Annotated in this window: 14 protein-coding genes; 4 read left to right on the top strand and 10 right to left on the bottom strand. The window is 69.7% G+C overall.

Annotated elements, in window-relative coordinates; all coding sequences use genetic code 11:
• Positions 1 to 48: 48 nt before the first annotated feature.
• The 7 genes from ACFWN7_RS06270 to ACFWN7_RS06240 form a co-directional block, all read right to left on the bottom strand.
• Positions 49 to 5,877: a ThuA domain-containing protein gene (locus tag ACFWN7_RS06270; protein ID WP_376937888.1), complete on the bottom strand. Its 5,829-nt coding sequence runs from the start codon at positions 5,875 to 5,877 to the stop codon at positions 49 to 51.
• A gap of 230 nt (positions 5,878 to 6,107) precedes the next feature.
• On the bottom strand, positions 6,108 to 6,977 hold the full coding sequence (locus ACFWN7_RS06265) for a sugar phosphate isomerase/epimerase family protein (RefSeq protein ID WP_376937887.1): 870 nt from the start codon (positions 6,975 to 6,977) through the stop codon (positions 6,108 to 6,110).
• Positions 6,978 to 7,057: 80 nt separating this feature from the next.
• Complete coding sequence (locus ACFWN7_RS06260) at positions 7,058 to 8,263, bottom strand: substrate-binding domain-containing protein (protein ID WP_376937886.1); 1,206 nt, start codon at positions 8,261 to 8,263, stop codon at positions 7,058 to 7,060.
• The gene (locus ACFWN7_RS06255; RefSeq protein ID WP_376937885.1) at positions 8,263 to 9,471 is read right to left on the bottom strand and encodes an ABC transporter permease; all 1,209 of its coding nucleotides are present in this window, start codon (positions 9,469 to 9,471) and stop codon (positions 8,263 to 8,265) included. The genes ACFWN7_RS06260 and ACFWN7_RS06255 overlap by 1 nt, the downstream gene beginning before the upstream one ends.
• Positions 9,468 to 10,544, bottom strand: a complete 1,077-nt coding sequence (locus ACFWN7_RS06250; RefSeq protein WP_376937884.1) for an ABC transporter permease — start codon at positions 10,542 to 10,544, stop codon at positions 9,468 to 9,470. Before ACFWN7_RS06250 ends, ACFWN7_RS06255 begins: the two co-directional genes overlap by 4 nt.
• Positions 10,541 to 12,049: a sugar ABC transporter ATP-binding protein gene (locus ACFWN7_RS06245; protein ID WP_376937883.1), complete on the bottom strand. Its 1,509-nt coding sequence runs from the start codon at positions 12,047 to 12,049 to the stop codon at positions 10,541 to 10,543. The genes ACFWN7_RS06250 and ACFWN7_RS06245 overlap by 4 nt, the downstream gene beginning before the upstream one ends.
• A complete protein-coding gene (locus ACFWN7_RS06240; RefSeq protein ID WP_376937882.1) occupies positions 12,046 to 13,152 on the bottom strand; it encodes a Gfo/Idh/MocA family protein in 1,107 nt (368 codons plus the stop codon). Before ACFWN7_RS06240 ends, ACFWN7_RS06245 begins: the two co-directional genes overlap by 4 nt.
• A gap of 115 nt (positions 13,153 to 13,267) precedes the next feature.
• Here ACFWN7_RS06240 and ACFWN7_RS06235 point away from each other — a divergent pair, with 115 nt between their 5' ends.
• Positions 13,268 to 14,455, top strand: coding sequence for an ROK family protein (locus ACFWN7_RS06235; protein ID WP_376937880.1), 1,188 nt, complete (start codon positions 13,268 to 13,270; stop codon positions 14,453 to 14,455).
• An 11-nt stretch (positions 14,456 to 14,466) separates the two neighbouring features.
• On the opposite strand, the gene ACFWN7_RS06230 is transcribed toward ACFWN7_RS06235, so the two are convergent.
• The 3 genes from ACFWN7_RS06230 to ACFWN7_RS06220 form a co-directional block, all read right to left on the bottom strand.
• Positions 14,467 to 15,180 carry a sortase domain-bontaining protein gene (locus ACFWN7_RS06230; RefSeq protein WP_376937879.1) on the bottom strand — a complete coding sequence of 238 codons (714 nt, stop codon included), beginning with the start codon at positions 15,178 to 15,180 and terminating at the stop codon, positions 14,467 to 14,469.
• A complete protein-coding gene (locus ACFWN7_RS06225; protein WP_376937878.1) occupies positions 15,177 to 15,971 on the bottom strand; it encodes a DUF4397 domain-containing protein in 795 nt (264 codons plus the stop codon). The genes ACFWN7_RS06230 and ACFWN7_RS06225 overlap by 4 nt, the downstream gene beginning before the upstream one ends.
• A gap of 228 nt (positions 15,972 to 16,199) precedes the next feature.
• Complete coding sequence (locus tag ACFWN7_RS06220) at positions 16,200 to 17,243, bottom strand: alpha/beta fold hydrolase (protein WP_376937877.1); 1,044 nt, start codon at positions 17,241 to 17,243, stop codon at positions 16,200 to 16,202.
• On the opposite strand from ACFWN7_RS06220, the gene ACFWN7_RS06215 reads away from it, so the two are divergent.
• The 3 genes from ACFWN7_RS06215 (at position 17,226) to ACFWN7_RS06205 (ending at position 19,481) form a co-directional block, all read left to right on the top strand.
• On the top strand, positions 17,226 to 17,585 hold the full coding sequence (locus ACFWN7_RS06215) for a hypothetical protein (protein ID WP_376937876.1): 360 nt from the start codon (positions 17,226 to 17,228) through the stop codon (positions 17,583 to 17,585). The genes ACFWN7_RS06220 and ACFWN7_RS06215 overlap by 18 nt on opposite strands.
• Before the next feature lie 60 nt (positions 17,586 to 17,645).
• Positions 17,646 to 17,888 (top strand): hypothetical protein, encoded by a 243-nt coding sequence (locus tag ACFWN7_RS06210; RefSeq protein ID WP_376937875.1) that lies wholly within the window; start codon positions 17,646 to 17,648, stop codon positions 17,886 to 17,888.
• A gap of 123 nt (positions 17,889 to 18,011) precedes the next feature.
• On the top strand, positions 18,012 to 19,481 hold the full coding sequence (locus ACFWN7_RS06205; protein WP_376937874.1) for a DUF222 domain-containing protein: 1,470 nt from the start codon (positions 18,012 to 18,014) through the stop codon (positions 19,479 to 19,481).
• Positions 19,482 to 19,610 lie beyond the last annotated feature (129 nt).

The following is a 19,610-nucleotide window of genomic DNA, read 5'->3' as shown; positions in this document are numbered from 1 at the left end:
ATTCCTCATTCTCGGATTCGGGGGTTGATTCATTGCGGGATCGCGCGATCAGCCGCAGGTGCGGGCGTCGTACTGCGCGACGCGGGAGATGGCCGCGCCGTCGGAGAGGCGGGTCGCCTCCACGGTGACCTCACCCGCCGGCACGCTCGCCGCACGGGAGTTGAACGTGGCCACGGCGTTCTTGCCGGCGGCCACCGAGGCGAACGACTTCTCGCCGTAGGCGGTCGTCACCTTCACCGAGATCGGCTCGCTCTCTCGGTTGGTCGCCTTCACGGTCACGTACGTCTTCGACCCGATGCAACGCGTCTCCGCGACCACATCGACCGCGAGGGCGGGCGGCGCGGCCGTCACCGAGAGCGGAGCAGAGGCCGAGCTGTCACCCGACGTCACCGTGACGGTGTACGCACCCGCCGCCGTGTCGGCCGGGACCTGGACCTCGGCCTGCCCGACACCATCGGCTCCCGCCGTCAGCGTGCCGAGCACGACCGCGCCCGCCTCGCCGACCAGCTCGACGACGTACTCGGCGTCGGCCACTCCGTCGCTCAGCGACACCGTGAGGGCCGCACCGGCGTCAACCGATTCCGAGCTCAGGGTGATCTGAGGATCGACGGTTGCGCCCTCCAGGTGGAAGTAGTCGAACTCGACCACGGCCGGAGCCTCCTGCTGCGGGCCGATGGCCATCAGGCCGAGTCCGCGCAGCGGCGTGTCGAAGGTGATCGCCGACGTGCCGATCGGGGTCCAGTTCACGCCGCCGTCGCTCACCTCCGAGGTGTACTGGTCGCCGGTCTTCGTGACCCGGACGTACCAGTACCCGCTCTCGCTGGTTTCGGCGATGTCGATGTTGCGGCTGCCGAAGCCCGCGCCGTTCGCCTCGCCGGCCATCTCGGCCTTGAGATCGAGTGCGGCGCCGGGGTTGTTGGTGGCCACGACATCCGCCTTGACGTAGTTGTCGTCGTCGGCCCACATCAGCAGGCCGGCGAGCTGCCAGCGGTGCTCGAGCGGTGCCTTGAACTTCGTCGTCGCCACCCAGTCGCCCTCGGGCGCCTCGGTGAGGATGAAGTTGCGCGGCGAGACGGGGTTCGCGCCGTTGATGTCGCCCGGCTGGGTCGTGATCTTCAGGTGTCCGTCGGCGACCTTCGCGTTGTTCGAGTCGTAGCGCACGCTCTGCGCCCAGCGGCAGCCGTCGAGTGCCGTGCCGTCGAACTCGTCGTTCGGCACGACGGGCTCTCCGGGCGCGGGCTCGGGGCTGAAGCGGAACCAGTCCACCTTGGCGGTGACCGGGGTGGTGCCCAGGTCACCGGCCGCTATCACGCCGATGCGCGCGTTCTGCTTGAGCTGCAGCTGCCCGGTGAGCGCCGTCCACGTCTGGCCGTCGGCCGAGTACGCGCCCGTCAGCACCGTGCCGTTGCTCGTCAGCTTGAGGTGGATGGTCGACGAGAAGTCCGCCGGCAGCGCCGGGGCGGCCGGCGTCGTCCGGACGCCTCCGGTCTCGCTCTGGAACTCGATGAACCGACCACCGCCCTGGTTGCGCACGAACGCGAGCTTGTTGTACTCGTTGTCGTTCTGGTGCACGACGAGTCCGGCCCACTGCCAGTGCGACGTGTGCGCGAGCGTGATCTTCGTGGTCGCCTCCCAGGCGCCGGCGGGCAGCGGCTTGCCCGCGAAGCTCACCGGACCGGTCGCGGCCTCGTTGATGTCGCCCGTGGCCACCGGCAAGTTCAGGCTTCCGCCCGACTGGGTGATCGGCTTCGCCGGGTCGGAGCGCAGCGCCCACGACGGAGCCAGCGCGGGTGCGTCGAACTCGTCGGAGAGCGGTCCGGCCGGGCACACCAGCGGTTCGGACGGTGTGACAGGCTGCGGCCCCGAGGGGTCGGTGTCGATCGCGAAGTCCGCGAAGTCGACTGTGCCCTCGGCTGCGGCGTGCGACACCATGAACATGCCCACGTCCTGGGTCGTCGCCGCACCGGTGAGCGTGACCGCTCCGCCGACCTGCGTCCACGACGTGCCGTTCTTCGAGAAGAACGCCGCGTACCCGGATGCGTCGCGCTTCAGCTTCACCCAGGTCGGGTAGCTCGTCGTGCCGCCCTGGACCGACGTGTTCAGCTGTCCGTTGCCGTCGGGGTCGGCGAGGAACTCCACGCCGCCGCTCGGGCGGATGCCGACCATCGCGTAGCCCGGCGAAGTACCGGGCAGCGTGAGGTCGTTGCGCACGATGATGCCCGCCTTGGCTGCGCCGTTGGTGTTCTCCTGGGCGTCGATCTTCACGACCGCCTCCCAGTTGTCATCCCCTCCCGCGGGCGCGTAGAGCGTCGAGTACTGGTCGACGCCCTGCCAGGTATCGGCGCCGGCGCCGTTGATGCGGAACTTTCCGTCACCGATGCGCTCGAACGTGCCGTCGGCGTTGGTGAACGGCACGAGGTCGCCGAACAGCTCACCGACCTGGGCGAGCACGATGCGGGAGGTCTTCGACTTCCCGTCGGCGTTCGTCGCGACAGCGGTCAGCTCGTACAGTCCCTCCTCGGGCTGTGCCCACGTCGTGGAGTAGGGCGCGGTCTCGTCCGTTCCGATGGACTCACCGTCGACGAAGAACTCGACCTTCGAGACCTCGCTTCCCGTGTCCGCGGCCGTCGCCTCGATGGTGACGTCCTGACCGGGCTCGAGCTCCACGTCCTGTGCGGGCGCCGTGATGGCCACCGTCGGCGTCGTCGCGGGCGACGAGCCCTGGCCGATCGCCTCGAGGAAGTTGAGCTTGACCTGCCCACCGCGGAAGACGACGTAGAGGTCCATCGTCTCTGCCGGGAACGCACTCGTGTCGACCGCGACATCTGCGAATCGCGTCGCTCCGGTCGCCGGAACGGCGGCGGTCGCGAGCAGCTCGCCGTCGGCGGCGCCCTTGCGGAGCTCGATGCTCGTTCCCTCGGAAAGGGCGGACACGCGCAGCGCGAGCTGGTCGATGCGGTAGAAGTTCACCGGCTCGAAGTGCGCCCACGCGCCGTCGTCGCCCACTATCACCTTGTCGTTGTCGATGCCCTCGACGTCGCGGCTGGGCGCGAGGGTCATGCCCTCGGCGGAGTCGAAGAACTCCGCCTGCTTCACCTTCGGGTAGACGAGCGTCGTCTGCGAACCGGTGAGGGGGTTCTCTCCGCCTGCGCCGCCGCCGTCGGTGTACCGCGCGTCGATCGCGAAGAAGATGTCCTCATCGGGCGCGTGACCGCCGAGGCTCGTCTGGGTGGTGCCGGTGAAGCCGCTCATCGGCGTCGTCGGGTGGGCGTGCTCGTCATGGCCGAGGGCGGGCTGGATGATGACGTCGCCGCCGGAGACCTCGCCGTCCTCGGGGTCGGTCACCGCGACATCCCAGGAGAGGTCGTCGCCGAAGTCGAAGAACGAGCCGTTCGGGGGCAGGTCGAATGCGACGGTCGGACGGGTGTTGCCCACGGTGATGGGCGTCGTCGTCGTGCCGGTCTTGCCGTCGGGATCCGTCACCGTGAGACGAGCGTCGAAGACGCCCTCGGTCTCATAGGTGTACGAGGCCTGCGGAGTCGTCGCGTCGACGGTGCCGTCGGCGTCGAAGTCCCAGGCGTAGGCCAGCGGCGCGGCCTCGGGGTCGGTCGACGCGGAGCCGTCGAAGGCGACGGTCAGCGGTGCCGGACCGGACTCCTGGTCGGTCGTGATCTTCGCCATCGGCGAGCGGGAGCCCGAGATGTAGTCGATGCGGTGCAGTCCCGAGTTGGGGTTGTCGCGCCCGAACCCGCCGCCCCAATCGAGCACGTAGAGCGATCCGTCGGGACCGAACTTCGAGTCGATGGGCGCCAGGAACTGCTCCTGCGGCAGGAACGCGTTGACCTTCTCGACCTGCGTGCCGCTGGATGCTGCGGGGTTCTTCAGCTGGATCGAGTACATCTTGTTGCGCGCCCACTCGTAGAAGAAGGGCTTGCCGTCGTACGAGGCGGGGAACTTCGTGTCGGACTCGAGGTTCGCGTCGTAGTTGTAGACCGGGCCGCCCATGGGGGCGAGGCCGCCGCCCTGCGGGATGATCCCGGGGACCGACGAGCGATTGTAGCCGTACCACATGTCGGCTGCGCGAGCGGCCGGCAGCTCGGTGAGGCCGGTGTTGCGCGGCGAGTCGTTGACCGGGTTGGCGCAGTCGAAGAAGCCGCCGACCGTCACCGGGTTCGTGGTGTAGTCGACATCACGGAACGGCTCGTTGTCGCCCATGCAGAGCGGCCAGCCGTAGTTGCCGGGCGAGGTGATGTAGTTCCACTCGGCGATGCCGGCGGGGCCGCGGGTCGCGGGTGCGTCGTTGCCGTTGTCGGGCGAGTAGTCGGCGAGGCTGATCGCGCCCGTCGCCTGGTCGACCGAGAATCGGAACGGGTTGCGGAAGCCCATGGCGTAGATCTCGGGCAGCGTCTTGTTCCCGGTGTCGGCCGACTCGGGGAACAGGTTGCCTTCGGGAATCGTGTAGCCGGGGCCGTCGGCCTTCGGGGTGATGCGCAGCAGCTTGCCGCGCAGGTCGTTCGTGTTCGCCGACGTCGCCCGCGCATCGTGGAAGGTGTTCGGCCGGGTCGACAGCGGAGCGTAGCCGCCCGAGGGCTCGGAGTGCGGGTTCACGTCGTCGCCCACGCCGAGGTAGAGGTTGCCCTGCGCATCGAAGTCGAGGCCGCCGCCGGTGTGGCCGGGCTCATCGGGCAGCCGGCGTGCCGGGACCTCGATGATGAGCTCCTCGGATGCCGGGTCGATGACGCCGTTCACCATCGTGAACCGCGAGACGCGGCTCTTGAAGCTCGACGGATCGCTGTTGTCTGCGGCATCGGGCGAACGGTAGAGGTACAGCCGGCCGTTCTGCGTGAAGCCGGGGTCGAGGGCGATGCCGAGCAGGCCGTCCTCGCCGCCCGAGTACACGTCGAGCTCGAGCGCCGTGGTGACGTTGTCGGTCGCCGGGTCCCACACGCGCACCTGGCCGCGGACGAGCTCGGTGTAGAAGACGCGACCGTCGTCGGCGATGTCCATCGCGAACGGAGCCGACGAGTTCTGGTCGAGCGCGACCTTCTCGAAGCTGTCCCAGACGGTTCCGCCGCAGTCGCCCTCCTCGACGCCGGCCGCGTACTTCACGCCGCCGACGATGTGCTTCATGAACTTCTCGTCCTGGTAGTGCGAGCCGAAGTGGCCCATCGCGGTCGCCCACGCGCGGCCGCCGTCGTAGGGCTTGCACCAGGAGATCGGGTGGTCGTAGCCCATCGCGTTGCTGCCGGGCGCGTAGGTCGACTCATCCATCGAGGCGAGCACATGCGCGGTGCCGCGAACGTTGTTGGAGAAGTTGTACCACTCGTCGGACCGCTGCCAGCGGCTCTCGTCGAAGTGCTCGGTCGACGGGTGCGTGTCGTCCTCGATGCGTACGACGCCCGGCTGACCCGGGTCGGTTCCGGTTGCGGCGTGGCCGGGCATCAGCGAACCGACCAGGTTGTCCCACCATGGGTAGTTCCCGCGCATGTCGGTGGCGTTGTGGATGGCGACGATGCCGCCGCCGGCCTGCTGGTAGCGCTCGAGGGCTGCCCTCTGGTCGGCGTTCCACGGGTCGCCCGAGGCCTGGAACATGATGATGGCGTCGTACCCGGCGAGGTCGGTGTCGTTGAACTTCGTCGAGTCCTCGGTGTGCGTCACCTCCATCCCCTCGGCCTCGAGGGCGGCGGTGATGAGCGGCGTGCCCTTGTCGATCGCGTCCGTGTGCCGGAACTGCGTCGTCTTGGTGAAGATGAGCACGTGAGCGCCGTCATGCGCCTGTGCCGGTGCGGCGACGCCGACGACGACGCCGATGGCGAGAAGCGCCGCGAGCAGGGCGGCGACCATCCGGGCGACCGCCCGATGGATTGTGATGCGCATGAGACCTCCGTTGGTGACCGATGCCGGGACCCGCACGTGCGCACGGCTGCGTGCACAGTGAGTCCGGTCTGAAGATATTGGCGAGTTTTAGCGATTGTCAAGCAAAAGTAGTAAGTCTGTGGCGTAGATCTGTGGCTCGACGTCAGTATGCCGCGGGCGCACCTGCAGAATCCTGCTGGTCTGATGAGAAATCGTGTCCTCGGGCCGGAGGCAGGGCGGCCGCCGGCGGGTCAGCGCGCGTCCCGCTCGTCCTGGACTCCGTCGAGATACCGGATGCTCCGCTCCGCGAGTTCGTCCTGCGATGCGGCGAGCGGGCGCCACACCGACGCGGCGACCGCGATCGTGGCGTTCTCGCCCGTGAAGCTCTCGAGGCCGAGCGGCCCGGCGTAACCGGCGTCGTCGAGCGCGTCGAGGAACGCCGGCCAGTCGATGTGGTCGTCGCCGACGGCGCCCCGGTCGTTGCCGCACACCTGCACGTAGGCGATGTGCTCCCCCGCCGTGCGGATCGCCGCGCCGATGTCCTTCTCCTCGATGTTCAGGTGGTAGCTGTCGAGCGCGAGCCCGAGTCCCGGGCCGAGGAGCGGCCCCAGTGCCTCGAGCGCCTGGTCGACGGTGTTCACGAGGCTGGTCTCGTAGCGGTTCAACGGCTCGATCGCGAGACGGATGCCGCGCTCGGCCGCCTGCCGCACGACGGGCGCGAGACTCGTCCGCAGCTCCTCGTACCGTGCGGTGCGTTCCGCGTCGTCCATCCGCCACGTGCGGCCGGTCGACGCGGTGAACGGGCCGGCCACGACGCCGGCGCCGAGGCGCTCCGCGACCTTCACGCAGTGCACGAGGTAGTTCTGCGTCGCTACCACCTCCGAGCCGGGGGCAGCCACCAGGTTGCGGCCGGGCCCCATCGCTCCGATCACCACGGGAAGCAGTCCGTGCTCGGCGAGCACGTCGGCCGCGGCATCCGGCGACCAGTCCCCCTCCTGCTCGACCGGCAGCTCGATGGACCCGAAGCCCATGCCGGCCGCCTTCGCGGCGATCGCGGCCAGTGAACGGTCGTCCAGCGGCGAGGTCCAGACCCAGGTGTTCACACCGATCGTGCGGCGCATGCGATTCTCCTTGTCCAAGACGAGCGGCCGGGCGGCGGGCCGGAGCCCGGCCGCCGCCCGACCGTGCGGGTGGTGCGTCGTTACGGCATCACGCGTTCTTCCCAGACCTGCGGGTACCCGGGCAGGTCCTCGCCGCCGAACTTCGCGTAGTGGCCGTCGGGCATGTTCTCGTTCAGCGCGAGGTACTCGTCGACCTCCTCAGCGGTGATCGGCTCCTGCGGGAGCACCCACTCCTTCGGCACCTCTTCGCCGGCGAAGATCTTCTGCACGGCGAGGAGCGGGGTGCGCCACTGGAAGTTGGAGTACACCGGTGCGAGACCCGTGAGCCCCGTCTCCTTCCACTTGCGGAGGAAGCTCATCTCGTCTTCGCCCGTCATCACCGGGTAGTCGGCGCCGGCGTCCTCGAACGCCTCGATGGCTGCCACCGCACCGTCACCGGCGTCCATCCAGACACCCTTGACGTCGCCCTTGGCGAGCTCGTCGGAGATGATCTTCTTGATCTCGGCGGGGTCGGCACCGGTGAAGTAGTCGACCGCCTCGATGCCCGCCTCGTCGAACAGCTTCTCGGCCGCGGCCCAGCGCTGCTCGAGCACGTCGACGCCCGCCAGGATGCGCAGCGCCACGACCTTGTCGCCCTCTTCGAGGTTGTCGATCAGGAACTCAGCGGTGTCGATGCCCCAGGCGAAGCCGCCGATCGGGTGGATGAAGGTCACGGGGCAGTCGGTCTGCACGCCGCGGTCGAACACGATCACCGGCTTGCCGGTGTCGCACGCGCGCTCGACGGCCGGCGTCATCGCGGCGGTGGAGTTCGGCGAGATGATGAAGACGTCGCAGTTGCCCTCGTTGATGAAGTAGTCGATGTCGGCGATCTGCGTGTCATCGGAGTCCTGCGCGTCGCGGGTCTCCATCTCCGAGATCGCCCCGGCCTCCTGGAGCACCTTCAGCTGCTGGTTCATGGTGATCCAGCCCGTCTGCCGCCACGGGTTGGAGATCGAGGCGTTGGCGAAGCACGCCTTCTTGGCGCCGGGGCTGGCGAACGATGCCGTGTCCACCATCTCCGCGTTGATGTACTGGAGCCACGGCTGGCCTTCGGGGCCCTCGGGCACGACGTCGCGCTCGGCGTCCTGCTTGTCGAAGAGCGCCTGGTCGAACCACTCGACCGCCTCCTCGGTGGCCTCCGCCTCTGCGGCCGGACCGGCCACGTTCGGATCGGTCGTACAACCGGCGAGCGTCATCAGCGCGAGAGCGCCGACCATGGCGGATGCCACTGTGAACTTGCGTCGCATCACGAACCTCCCTTGGTTTCGTTGTCAGCCCTCTGCGACGAGGGAATGGGTGCAGGACGAGCGGATGACGGGTCATCCGGCTCCTTCGCTCCGGGTGCGGGCGAAGTCTGGTTCGCCGTCTCGGGCGAAGTCTGGTTCGCCGTATCGGGCGAAGTCTGGGATGCATCAGGTGACGGATGCACCGCGGGCGCCTCGAGTGCGTGGCCCTTCCGGCGTGCCCGGAAGGTCGTGGCCGCGTAGGCGACGGCGAGGATGATGATCACGCCCTGGACGGCGTCGCGCCAGGTCGACGGGATGCCGGCGAAGTTCAGCAGCGTGAACAGCGCCTCGAGCGCGAACGCGCCCGCCGCCGCGGCGACCACCCAGCCGCGCCCGCCGCCGAGCACGACGCCGCCGAGCACGACCGCGGTGATCGCGATGAACTCGTACCCCCGGCCGACGCTGGGGTGCACGCCGGCGTAGCCGACGAGCAGCACCCCGGCGACCGTGGCCGAGAGCGACGAGATGATGAAGGTCGAGGTCTTCACCCACCAGGTGCGCGCCCCCGCGAATCCGGTGGTCGTCGCGTTGTCGCCGAGCGCGATGATCGTGCGGCCGAACGGCCGGCGCGAGAACCAGATCGCGAAGGCGAGGACAGCGGCGAGCACGACGACCGACCACGGCAGGATCTCGATGACCGGGAGGTCGCGGATGCCGCCCCTCCCGATCTCCCTGAAGCTGTCGGCGGGGTTGCCGGTGGCGGCGCCGCCGGTCCAGTAGAGCACCCCGCCGAGCAGGGCGAGCATCATGCCGAGGGTGACGATGAAGCTCGGCACCTTCAGGAACGAGACGATCAGGCCGTTGACCAGCCCGATGAACGCGCCGAAGACGAGCATCAGCAGCAGCACCGGGATCGACTTCGCGTCGTCCTCGCCGATGAGGTTGCCGGCGATGACCACCTGGGCGGTCACGACCGACCCCATCGACAGGTCGAACTCGCCGCCGACGATGACGAAGTACTGGCCGATCGCGACGATCGCGACCGGTGCCACCCGCTGGATGAAGCGGATGAGCTGGCCCGGTTCGGCGAATGAGGGGTTGAAGATCGTGATCGCGACCAGCAGCACCGCGAGCAGGAGGAACACGGCCCCGCGCGGGCTGATGAGGTTGCGCCCGAAGGCGGCGATCCGTTCACCCGTCGTGGGCGCGGCATCCGTGACGGTGGTCATCGCTTCGCTCCTTCCTTCGTGATCGAGTGCGTCTCGGCGGCGCGCGCATCGGTGATCGCCGCGACGGACCCGCCCGGGCCGAAGCGGGGGCGGCGTCGATCGAGGTTGCGACTCGTGTAGATCGCGACGGCCGCGACGATGACGACGCCTCGCACCACGTCCTTGAGGAACGGGTTCACCTGCATGACGCTCATCACGCTGTCCATGACGGCGAAGATCGCGACACCGCCGATCGTGCCCCAGATCGAACCGCGGCCCCCCATCAGCAGGGTTCCGCCGAGCACGACCGCGGCGATCGACAGCAGGTCGTAGCCGCCCTGCGTGCCGACGGTCGGGCTGCCGACGCCGAGCCGGCTGGCGAGGAGCAGGCCGGCGAGCGCCGCGGCGATCGAGCAGAGCATGTGCGCGGCGATGAGCGGCCGGGCGGTGCGGATGCCGGACAGGCGGGCGACCTGCTCGCTGCCGCCGACTGCGAACATCTGGTGTCCGGTGCGGGTTCGCGAGAGGAACAGCGCGGCGAGCAGCGCCACTGCGAGCATGAGGAGCGTCGAGACCGGGATCGGGCCGAGTCCCGTGGCGCCGATCAGCTGGAACTCCCACGGGACGTCGCCGCTCGTGCCCTTGTAGGTCGAGTCGAGGTAGCCCTTGATGATGAGTCCGGTGCCCAGCGTGGCGATGAAGCCGTTGACCTTGAGCTTGGTGACGATCAGCCCGTTCGCGAGGCCGATCACGGCCGCGACGGCGAGGGTGACGAACACCGCGAACGGGATGTTCGCCGGGTTCCCAGCCATCAGGTCGGCGGCGATCAGGCTCGAGAGGCTGACCACGTAGGGAACGGAGAGATCCAGCGACGCGCACAGGATCACGAGCGTCTGGCCGATCGCGACGAAGCCCAGCACGCTCATCCCGGTGAGGATGTCGCGGATGTTGCCCGGGCTGAAGAAGTTGCGGCCGACGGTGGAGACGAGGATCGCGCCCACGACGATGACCACGACCAGTGCGATGCCGACGATGAAGGTGGCGTCGAGCTGCCGGCGGCGGCGACCCTGCCCGGCCGGGGCGATGGTGCTCATTCCGCACCTCCCACGAGGTCGATGGCCGAGACCGCGCCGGTTGCGGCGGTGAGGATGGTGGCCTCGTCGCTGCGCGCCGGCAGCTCGGCCGACGCGCGGCCGTCGTGCATGACGACGATGCGGTCGGACATGCCGATGACCTCGGGCAGTTCCGAGGAGATCATGAGGATCGCAACCCCTTCCTTCGCCAGGCGGCGCATGAGCCGGTAGACGGCGACCTTCGCGCCGACGTCGATGCCGCGGGTGGGCTCGTCGAGCAGGACGACGCGCGGTTTCGTCGCCAGCCACTTCGCGAGCACGATCTTCTGCTGGTTGCCGCCGGAGAGGTACTGCACCTCTTGGTCGACACCGCGGGAGACCACCTCGAGACTGGACAGCACGCCCGGGAGGTCCCGTCGCACGCTCCGGGTGCGGCGGGAGAACACGGAACGGATCACGAGCAGCGCGTTGTCGAGGATCGACTGGTTGAGCGCGAGGCCCTGGGCCTTGCGGTCCTCGGTGATGAGGGCGAAGCCCTTCCGCACCGCCCGCCTCGCACTCGTGATGGTGACCTCGGCGCCGTCGAGCAGCATCCGGCCGCGCGTGAACGGCGTGACGCCGAACACGCCCTCGACGAGCTCGGTGCGGCCCGATCCCTGCAGGCCTGCGATGCCGACGATCTCGCCGGCGCGCAGCTCGAGGTCGACGCCGTCCACATAGGCGTTGCCCACTCCGCGGAGCACCAGGCGCGGTTCGCCGAGCACGGTGCCGGGCTCGGGGTCGGGATAGTACGCCTCGATCGGCCGGCCGACCATGCGGCGCACCAGCTCGTCGGTGTCGAGCTCGGCCGCCGGCCCGGTGGAGACGAGCGCGCCGTCCTTCAGCACCGTGATGGTGTCGCAGAGGTCGAAGATCTCCTTGAGGCGGTGCGACACGTAGATGATCGCGACGCCGCGCTCCTTCAGCCGCCGGACGATCGCGTAGAGGAGCTCCACCTCGTGGTCGGCCAGGGCCGCCGTCGGCTCGTCCATCTGGATCACCCGCGCGTCGGTCGAGAGCGCCTTCACGATCTCCACGATCTGCTGCTCGGCCACGGTGAGGCTCCGCACCGGGGCATCCGCCTCGATCGAATCGATGCCGAGGTCGGCGAGCAGCTCACGGGTCCTGCGCACCATCCCCTTGCGGTCGACGAATCCGCCGCGCTTCGGTTCGCGCCCGACGAAGACGTTCTCGGCGACGGTGCGCTCGGGGAGGAGATTGAACTCCTGGAACACCGTCGCGAGCCCCGCCCGGGCGGCCTGCACGGGGTGCTGGAAGTCCACCTCCTCGCCGGCCAGACGGATCGTGCCGGCGTCGCGCTCGTACACGCCCGCGAGGATCTTCATGAACGTCGACTTGCCGGCGCCGTTCTCGCCGATGAGGCCGTGCACCTGGCCGGGGTACAACGTCAGTCCGACGCCCCGGAGCACCTGAACGCCGAAGAAGGACTTCTCGAGTCCCTCGGCGACGAGGATCGGCTCGGTCATGCGGGCACCTCCACCCAGTCTCGTGATGCCGCCGAGGCGAGGACGGCATCGGTCACCCGAACCGCACGCAGCCCGTCGGCGAAGGTCGGCAGCCCGTCGGGCGCCTCGCCCCTGATCGCGGCATAGCTGTCGGCGACGAACGCGTTGAAGGCGTCCTGATAGCCCATCGGATGTCCCGCGGGAACGCGCGACAACCGGGCGGCATCGGGCGCGAGGGCGGCGGGATCGCGATCGACGAGCCGCGATCCGTTCACGCGACCGAGCCAGAGCCGGTCGGGCCGCTCCTGCTCGAACCGCACGGTCGCGTCGGCGCCCGAGAGCTCGATGACGAGGGCGTTCTTGTGCCCGGGGGCGACCTGCGACACCAGCAGGGTGCCCACCGCGCCGCTCGCGAGCTCGACGACGACGGCGGCCAGGTCTTCGGTCGAGATGTCCGCGTGGTTCGCACGGTTCGGGTGCACGGTGCGGGCGGCGGCGCTGAGGCGCACGATGCGGTCGCCCGAGGCGAACTCGACCAGGTCGACGAGGTGCGAGCCGATGTCGGCGAATGCGCGTGACGGGCCGCCGAGCGCCGTGTCGACGCGCCAGTCGTCGTCACCCGGGTTCGCGAGCCAGTCCTGCAGGTACGCGCCGTGCACGCTCACGAGGGCGCCGACCTCGCCGGATGCGACGCGGGCCCTCGCCTCGCGCGCCATCGGGTGGAAGCGGTAGACGAAGGGGACGGATGCGACGAGCCTGCGTTCGGCGGCGAGCTCGGTGAGCGCCGCGGCGTCGGCGGCGCCGGTCGCGAGCGGCTTCTCGCAGACGACGTGCTTGCCTGCCTCGAGCGCGGCGCGGGCGATCGGTGCGTGGGTGGCGTTCGGCGTGCAGACGTGGACGACGTCGATCGTCGGGTCGGCGAGCAGGGCGTCGACCGAGTCGAAGGAGCCGGCGAGCCCGAGCCGTGCCGCGGCATCGGCCGCCCGCTCCGCAGAGGAGGACGCGGCGCCCACGAGCTCGGCTCCGGCCGCGCGGGCGGCCCGGGAGTGCACCGCGGCCATGAAGCCGCCGCCGATGAATGCCGCGTGGAGTGTGCGGGGCAGTACGCTGACGTCCGTTGTCATGTCGGACATAGTGGCACACATCCCACGGCTTTTGCTAGCGCTTCGGTAAAAGTTGCCTGAATGATTTCGTCTTGCCGTGAGGCCGATGTCGAAGGTCTTGTGCTTTACTCGATCCATGGTCGAAGTCACGCGTTCCACGGCGCTCGGCGTCGTCGGGGCGAGCGAGCTGTTCCAGTTCCTCCGCGACGGCGCACCGCGTACCCGATCCGCCCTCGCTCAAGCCACCGGGCTCGCCCGCTCGACCATCGCCGCCCGGGTGGACGAACTCATGGAGCTTGGCCTGGTCACCCCCGTCGCGGACGCCGTCTCGACGGGCGGACGCCCCCCTTCCCAGTTCGCCCTCAACCCCGCCGCACGGGTGGTGCTGGCAGCAGACTTCGGCGCGTCGCACGCATCGCTCGCCGTCACCGACCTTGCCGGGACCGTTTTGGCCGAGCGCAGCGAGGCCCTCGACATCGCCGACGGTCCTGTCCGCGTGCTGGGCTGGCTGGTCGAGACGGGACGTGCGCTGATGGCCGAGATCGGCCGTGATCGCACCGACCTGGCGGCGATCGGCATCGGCGTCCCCGGTCCGGTCGAGCACGCCACCGGGCGGCCGGTTAACCCGCCGATCATGCCCGGCTGGGACCGCTTCGACGTGCCCGGCTGGGTGCAGCAGCACCTCGAGGTGCCCGTGCTCGTCGACAACGACGTCAACATCATGGCCCTCGGCGAGCGCCAGGTCGCCTGGCCGCGGACCGATCACCTCATGTTCGTAAAGGTCGCCACCGGCATCGGCTCGGGCATCGTCTCCGGAGGAGCCCTGCAGCGGGGCGCGCAGGGCATCGCGGGTGACATCGGTCACGTGCAGGTCGCCCGCGGCGCCGAAGCGGCCTGCCACTGCGGCAACCGGGGATGTCTCGAGGCCCTCGCCTCGGGACCCGCGATCGCCCGCGCATTGCGCGAACGGGGGCTCGACGCCGTCACGGGCCGTGACGTCGTCGATCTCGTGAAGCGGGGCGACCTCACCGCGGTCCAGGCGGTCCGCCAGGCCGGGCGCGACATCGGCGAGGTCCTCACCGCCTGCGTGAGCCTCGTGAACCCGTCGGTCATCGTGATCGGCGGGTCGATGGCGCAGGCGGGCGAGCAGCTCATCGCCGGCATCCGCGAGATCGTCTACACCCGATCGATGCCGCTGGCCACCGCGCATCTCCAGGTCGTGCAGTCGGCGGCCCCCGAGAACGCGGGCGTGCTCGGCGCGAGCATGCTCGCCATCCAGCACGTGCTCTCGCCCGAAGGCGTCGACGCGCTCGCTGCGCGCTGACGTGCTCGTGATCAGCCGACGAGCGCGGCGTAGAGGATGAGGTTGTCGGTGTAGCCTCCGGCGGCGGCGTCGAACTGGCCGGCGCACGTGATGATGCGCAGTTCGGCCGTGGGCACGCTGCCGTAGACCTCGCTGGAGGGGAACCGTGTCTTGACCGCCTGCCCGATCTCGTAGACCTCGAACTCGAGCACCTGTCCGGTCGAGAGGGTGACGAGCACGCGGGTGCCGACGTCGAGCTCGCCCAGCCGGGCGAACACGGCGGGACCGACCGCGGAGTCGACGTGGCCGGCGATGATCGCCGGACCGACGCGGCCAGGAACGACACCGGCGGCGTACCAGCCGGCGCGTCCGTAGTCGACGGGAGCCTGCAGTTCACCGGCCGGATCGGTCGCGAGTGCCTCCAGTTCGGTGTTGACGGCCAGCTCGGGGATCTCGAATCGGGTCGGGATGGCATCCGCCGACACCGTCGCCGGCGCAGGTGCGGATTCGGGGTCCTGCAGCCGGCCGACGGCGCCCGGATCGAGCTCGCCGGCGGAGTCTTCAGGTACGGCGCTGGTCATCGTGTTCGCGGGTGGGTCGCTCGTCATGGTGTTCCTGGGCGGGGCGGCCGTCGTCGAGATGATCGCTCCGACCAGCACGGCGGCCGCGATCACGGCACCGGTCGCCACGGCAGCGACCCGCGTCGGAAGCCGCCGCGGCGTGACGTGGCGGCCGCGTCTCGTCACCACGGCACCCTGAGCCGGAGCAGGGCGGGCCGGGGTGGTGCGGCACGCTCGACGACCTGCCCATCCGTCCGGGCCCGATCCGTCCGACCGGCGAGCCAGCCTCCGCCCGTGCCGAGGCCGCCGGTCGGCTCGTCGGCGATCGCCGCGCTGTCGAGCACCGGGATCATCGCGAGACCCCCGTCGGCGGTGTCGACGACGAACAGGGTGCTCGCGGTCGCTTCGGCGACGACGACATCGACCGACGCGGCCTGGCCGCCGCCGGTCAGGTGCAGGGTCCACGGCCCCGGCGGAACGTCGAGGTATGCCGTCGCCTCGCCCCGGTGGAGGGCCGACGCGACCTGGACGCCCGTGCTCGTGCTGACGTCCACGGCGGGAACGCGTGCAGACGCCTGCACGATACGGATCCGGGCGTGATCGGCCGGCGGCCGTGTGAGGTCATCGGTGATGACGGTCGCCTCGATGTCGGAGTTCAGGCCGTGCACGATGGCCGAGACTGCGACGCCCGAGTCGATGCGAAGGTCGGCGACGAGCACGGGCGCCGACGACGAGGGCTCCCCGGCCGGCACGAGAACGGCGCGGTAGCGTCCGGCCGGGAGTGCTGCGTAGGGCGACACGACGCCGTAGGCGACATCATCCAGGCGAAGCACCTGGGCCCCGCCGGCATCCGTCACCCGGATGTCGACGGCCGACGTGTCGGGCGAGAGATGCGCCAGCCGCGTCCATCCGCGGTCGTCCGCGGCAGCGGCGGGCACGGCCGGGGCGACAGCGCATGCGACCGCCACGGCGAGCACGCCGGCAATGAAGCGGCTGTATCGCCGGGGGCGGATCGGGATTCGGGATTCATCGGGTACGGGTATCACGGGCGAGCCTCCGAAGTTCGGGCAACAAGACTGACCGGGATTCGGAGCCGAGTGAGTCTTCGGATCGGATCCGGTCTGGTCTCGATCGAGATCGAGCTGGTCGATGGGCGGAATCTGCCAACCGACCGCCCCGCGGCATCCGGTCGATGCCGCAGGCTCTCAGATCACCCCGTTGCGCAGTGCCCACGCGGCCGCTGCCGTGCGCGACGGCACGCCGAGCTTCGTGCGGATGTTCGCGATGTGGCGGTGAACCGTGTGAGCGGAGAGCACGAAGTGCGCGGCGATCTGGGCATCGGTCTGGCCCTGTGCGACGAGTCGCAGCACCTCGCGCTCGCGTTCGGTGAGGTGGGCCGTACCGCCCGCACGCTGCGCCGGTGCGGCCTCGACCGGTGCGCCGAGGAACGCGAGCGTCTCGCGCACGACCGCGTCGGTGTCGCCGCGCCACGGGAAGTGGTCGTGGCCTTCGAGCGCGACGAAGCGGGCGTTGCGTACGCGGCCGGCGACATCCTTGCCGAGTGCGAACGGAATCGCCCGGTCGTCGCGCCGATGCAGCACGAGCGTCGGTGCGAGCACGTCGCCGAGGTGCCCGGTGGAGTCGGAGTCGTACACCGCCCGAAGCGACGCGAACGCGACCTCGCGCGAGGCGGAGTGCCGCTGGATCTCGACGAACTCGGTTCTCTCGTCGGCGGTCGCGTCGGGCAGGAACAGGTCGGCGAGCACGTGCGACCCGAGACCCCAGTGCCGGTCGATGACGGAGAGCATGGCCTCGCGCGCGGCGGGCGGTGCGACGTCGACGCCGCGTGCGTACGCGCCGTACAGCACGAGTCGCTCGACGCGATCGGGATGGCGGGCCGCGTACAGCGACGCCACGCCAGCGCCCGAGGAGGCGCCGAACAGCGAGATCCGGCCAAGCGCCGCCTTGTCGACGAGTGTCTCGAGAGTGGCGAGTTCTTCCTCCAGGGATCGCGTGGGCGCGTGATCTCGATCGGACGCCCCCGTGCCCGGCCGGTCGTACCGGATGACGGTGCGATGGTGAGCGAGCGCTTCCGTGAATCTCCGGAACCGCGCGTTGCGCCAATCGAACTCGAGGTGGCTCGACCACCAGCCGCCGACGACGAGCGGCGGCCCCTGGCCGACGGCCGACCATGCGATGGACGCCCCGTCGTGCTCCGCGTAGCGGACGACGTGGTCCTCGAGATCCACGTGCCGAGTCTAGAAGGCGAGGGATGCTCGGACTACTCCGTCCGCAGGCCCTTCGAGCACGTTCGGGAGATCGTCGCGGTGCTCGTCGAGGAGCGCTCGGGCGCCCGACAGTTCGCCGTTCCCTCCATCTCCATCGCCGAGCAGGATCGGGACGAATTCGCCGGGGAGCAGCAGCTCCTCGCGGGCCTCGTCGGGCGCGCGCACCGTGCGAAGCAGGCCGGCTTCGACCTGCTCGGCCAGCCAAGCGCGGGCGTGCTGCTCGGTTGTGCCTGCTCGGTTGCGCCTGCGAGCAGGGCGAAGGTCGCGGCATCCACAGGCCCGGCGTCGAACAGCACGCGGTAGAAGCCGTGTTCTCGGCCGAACGCGATCGAGCCGCGGGTTCGGCGTTCGGCGGCGTCGGTCGTGGTTGCGACGTCGGTGGTGGTGGTCGCGGTGGCGGTGGTGGTGGACATGGCTGCTCCCCTGGTTCGTGCCGGGCTGGAAGGCGCCGACGTCCCGATTCCACGCCCGCACGGCGTCCGCGCGCATCGAGACTTCCGGCCAGTCGGCGTGGCCCGTTCGGGCCATCCCCGCCGCTCGGTGGACTGGGCGATCACCGGGTACCACCCGGATGGTGCCGCGTACCTCTGGAGCATTCCCGAGTAGGGCTGCGACGACGACTTGTCCTCCACAGCCGGCGTCCAAAGTGGATTCTCCACAGAGAAACTCCCAGATGAGAGGTATCTTGCGTGTTGTTCGAATGTCGGTGGGTCGCTCCAGACTGGAAGCATGACGACAACGTCCGAGCTCATCAGCGAGATGACGATGCGCCTCGCCGCCATGAATGCAACGGCGGGTCGGTTCCGGCAACTCGCCGACGCCGAGGTGGTCGACCTGCAGCACGCAATCGCGTCGCTGCAACACGAGTTGTCCCGTTGGGCGGCGCTCTCCGCGGCCGAGATCGCGCATCGATCGCGTCCGGAGTGCGGCGGCCATGGGCTGGCGCAACGGCAGGGGCACCTGAGTGCCGAGGCGATGCTCCAAGCCTCGACCGGCACATCGAAACGCGAGGCCAGGTCACTCGCAGCGATCGGAACGATGATCGCCGAGACCACGGCGAGCGATGAGCTGGCAGTACTGCGCTCCGATGATCACGACGGCGCACAGGCATCCGCATCCGTTGATCGGCCGTGGTATGCGGCCCTCGCCGACGCCATCGAACAGGGCGTGCTGTCCGTCGTCGCCGTCCAGGCAATTCGCGCGGGCCTCGGTGAACCGAGCGGGCGCGTCTCCCCCGAGGCGATCGCCGCCGCACTCCCCGCCGTCATCGAGGAATGTCGATCGGTGAATGCCGATCGAGCTCGGTTCGTGGCGCGAGCGGCTCGCGACCGGCTCGATCTCGAGGGCGTCGCCGAGCACCACGATGTGCAGCGGCAACGCCAGTTCTGGCGGCTCTGGGTGAAAGACGACGGCATGGTTCGAGGCGAGTTCGAACTCGAACCCGAGAACGGCATGCTCATGAAGAGCGTCTTCGACCAGCTCGCGCACCCGCGCCGAGTCGGCAGCGCACGACGCCCGCGCGCATTCGGTGATCGTCCCGTGCGCGACGAGCGATTCGCTCCTGATCCGGCCACACGCCAACGTGAGGCCGCCGAAGGTCTCGTTCATCTCGTGCGTGCGGGTGCTTCTGTCGACCCCGACCGCATTCTCGATGACGTACGACCCGGCGTACGCCTGGTCGTCAACGACCACGCCGTTCGCACCGGCATGGGCTTCGGTGCTCTCGAAGGACACCACGGCGCCGTCCCGCTGACGGTGATCGACCGAGCGCTCTGCGAAGGCCACGTCCCGCTGCGATTCGACGACGAGGGCCGGTGTCTTGATCTCGGACGCGAGAAGCGGCTCTTCTCGAAGGCACAGAAGATCGCCCTTGCGGTGCGCGACGGCGGCTGCATGGATCCCGGCTGCGATCGACCGCCCTCGTGGACCGAGGCCCACCACATCGATCACTGGCTTCGCGACGGCGGGCGCACCGATCTCGCCGACGGCATCCTCCTCTGCAGACGAGATCATCTGAGGTATCACAACCAGGGGTGGGAGATCCGGCGCGACGGTGCCGAGTACTGGCTCATTCCGCCGCCGACCATTGATCCGGAACAGACGCCGAGACGCATGCGCTCGAAAACTCGCGCCGAGATACTGAATCCCGTGGTGCTCGACGCGCGACATCGCCCTGCGGAAGCACGTCCGACCGCGTAAGCCGCACGGGCGTGCAGGTAGGGGCGGCATCGTTCCGCGCGCGCAAGTGTGACGCGGCATCGGCCTTGGCCAGACGGCGGCGCCCGCGACCGAGCAACGGGAACGGCCCGGACGGCGCCCATCGCCGCC

Source organism: Agromyces sp. NPDC058484 (assembly GCF_042720415.1).
Lineage (GTDB): Bacteria > Actinomycetota > Actinomycetes > Actinomycetales > Microbacteriaceae > Agromyces.
This window is presented reverse-complemented; position numbering and strand designations above follow the sequence as displayed.

What these genes read in the sequence shown, in the direction of transcription:
- ACFWN7_RS06260 (WP_376937886.1), bottom strand. Translation starts at nt 8,263, where the DNA reads ATGCGACGCAAGTTCACAGTGGCATCCGCCATGGTCGGCGCTCTCGCG.
- ACFWN7_RS06250 (WP_376937884.1), bottom strand. Translation starts at nt 10,544, where the DNA reads ATGAGCACCATCGCCCCGGCCGGGCAGGGTCGCCGCCGCCGGCAGCTC.
- ACFWN7_RS06265 (WP_376937887.1), bottom strand. Translation starts at nt 6,977, where the DNA reads ATGCGCCGCACGATCGGTGTGAACACCTGGGTCTGGACCTCGCCGCTG.
- ACFWN7_RS06255 (WP_376937885.1), bottom strand. Translation starts at nt 9,471, where the DNA reads ATGACCACCGTCACGGATGCCGCGCCCACGACGGGTGAACGGATCGCC.
- ACFWN7_RS06245 (WP_376937883.1), bottom strand. Translation starts at nt 12,049, where the DNA reads ATGACCGAGCCGATCCTCGTCGCCGAGGGACTCGAGAAGTCCTTCTTC.
- ACFWN7_RS06240 (WP_376937882.1), bottom strand. Translation starts at nt 13,152, where the DNA reads ATGACAACGGACGTCAGCGTACTGCCCCGCACACTCCACGCGGCATTC.
- ACFWN7_RS06205 (WP_376937874.1), top strand. Translation starts at nt 18,012, where the DNA reads ATGACGACAACGTCCGAGCTCATCAGCGAGATGACGATGCGCCTCGCC.
- ACFWN7_RS06270 (WP_376937888.1), bottom strand. Translation starts at nt 5,877, where the DNA reads ATGCGCATCACAATCCATCGGGCGGTCGCCCGGATGGTCGCCGCCCTG.
- ACFWN7_RS06235 (WP_376937880.1), top strand. Translation starts at nt 13,268, where the DNA reads ATGGTCGAAGTCACGCGTTCCACGGCGCTCGGCGTCGTCGGGGCGAGC.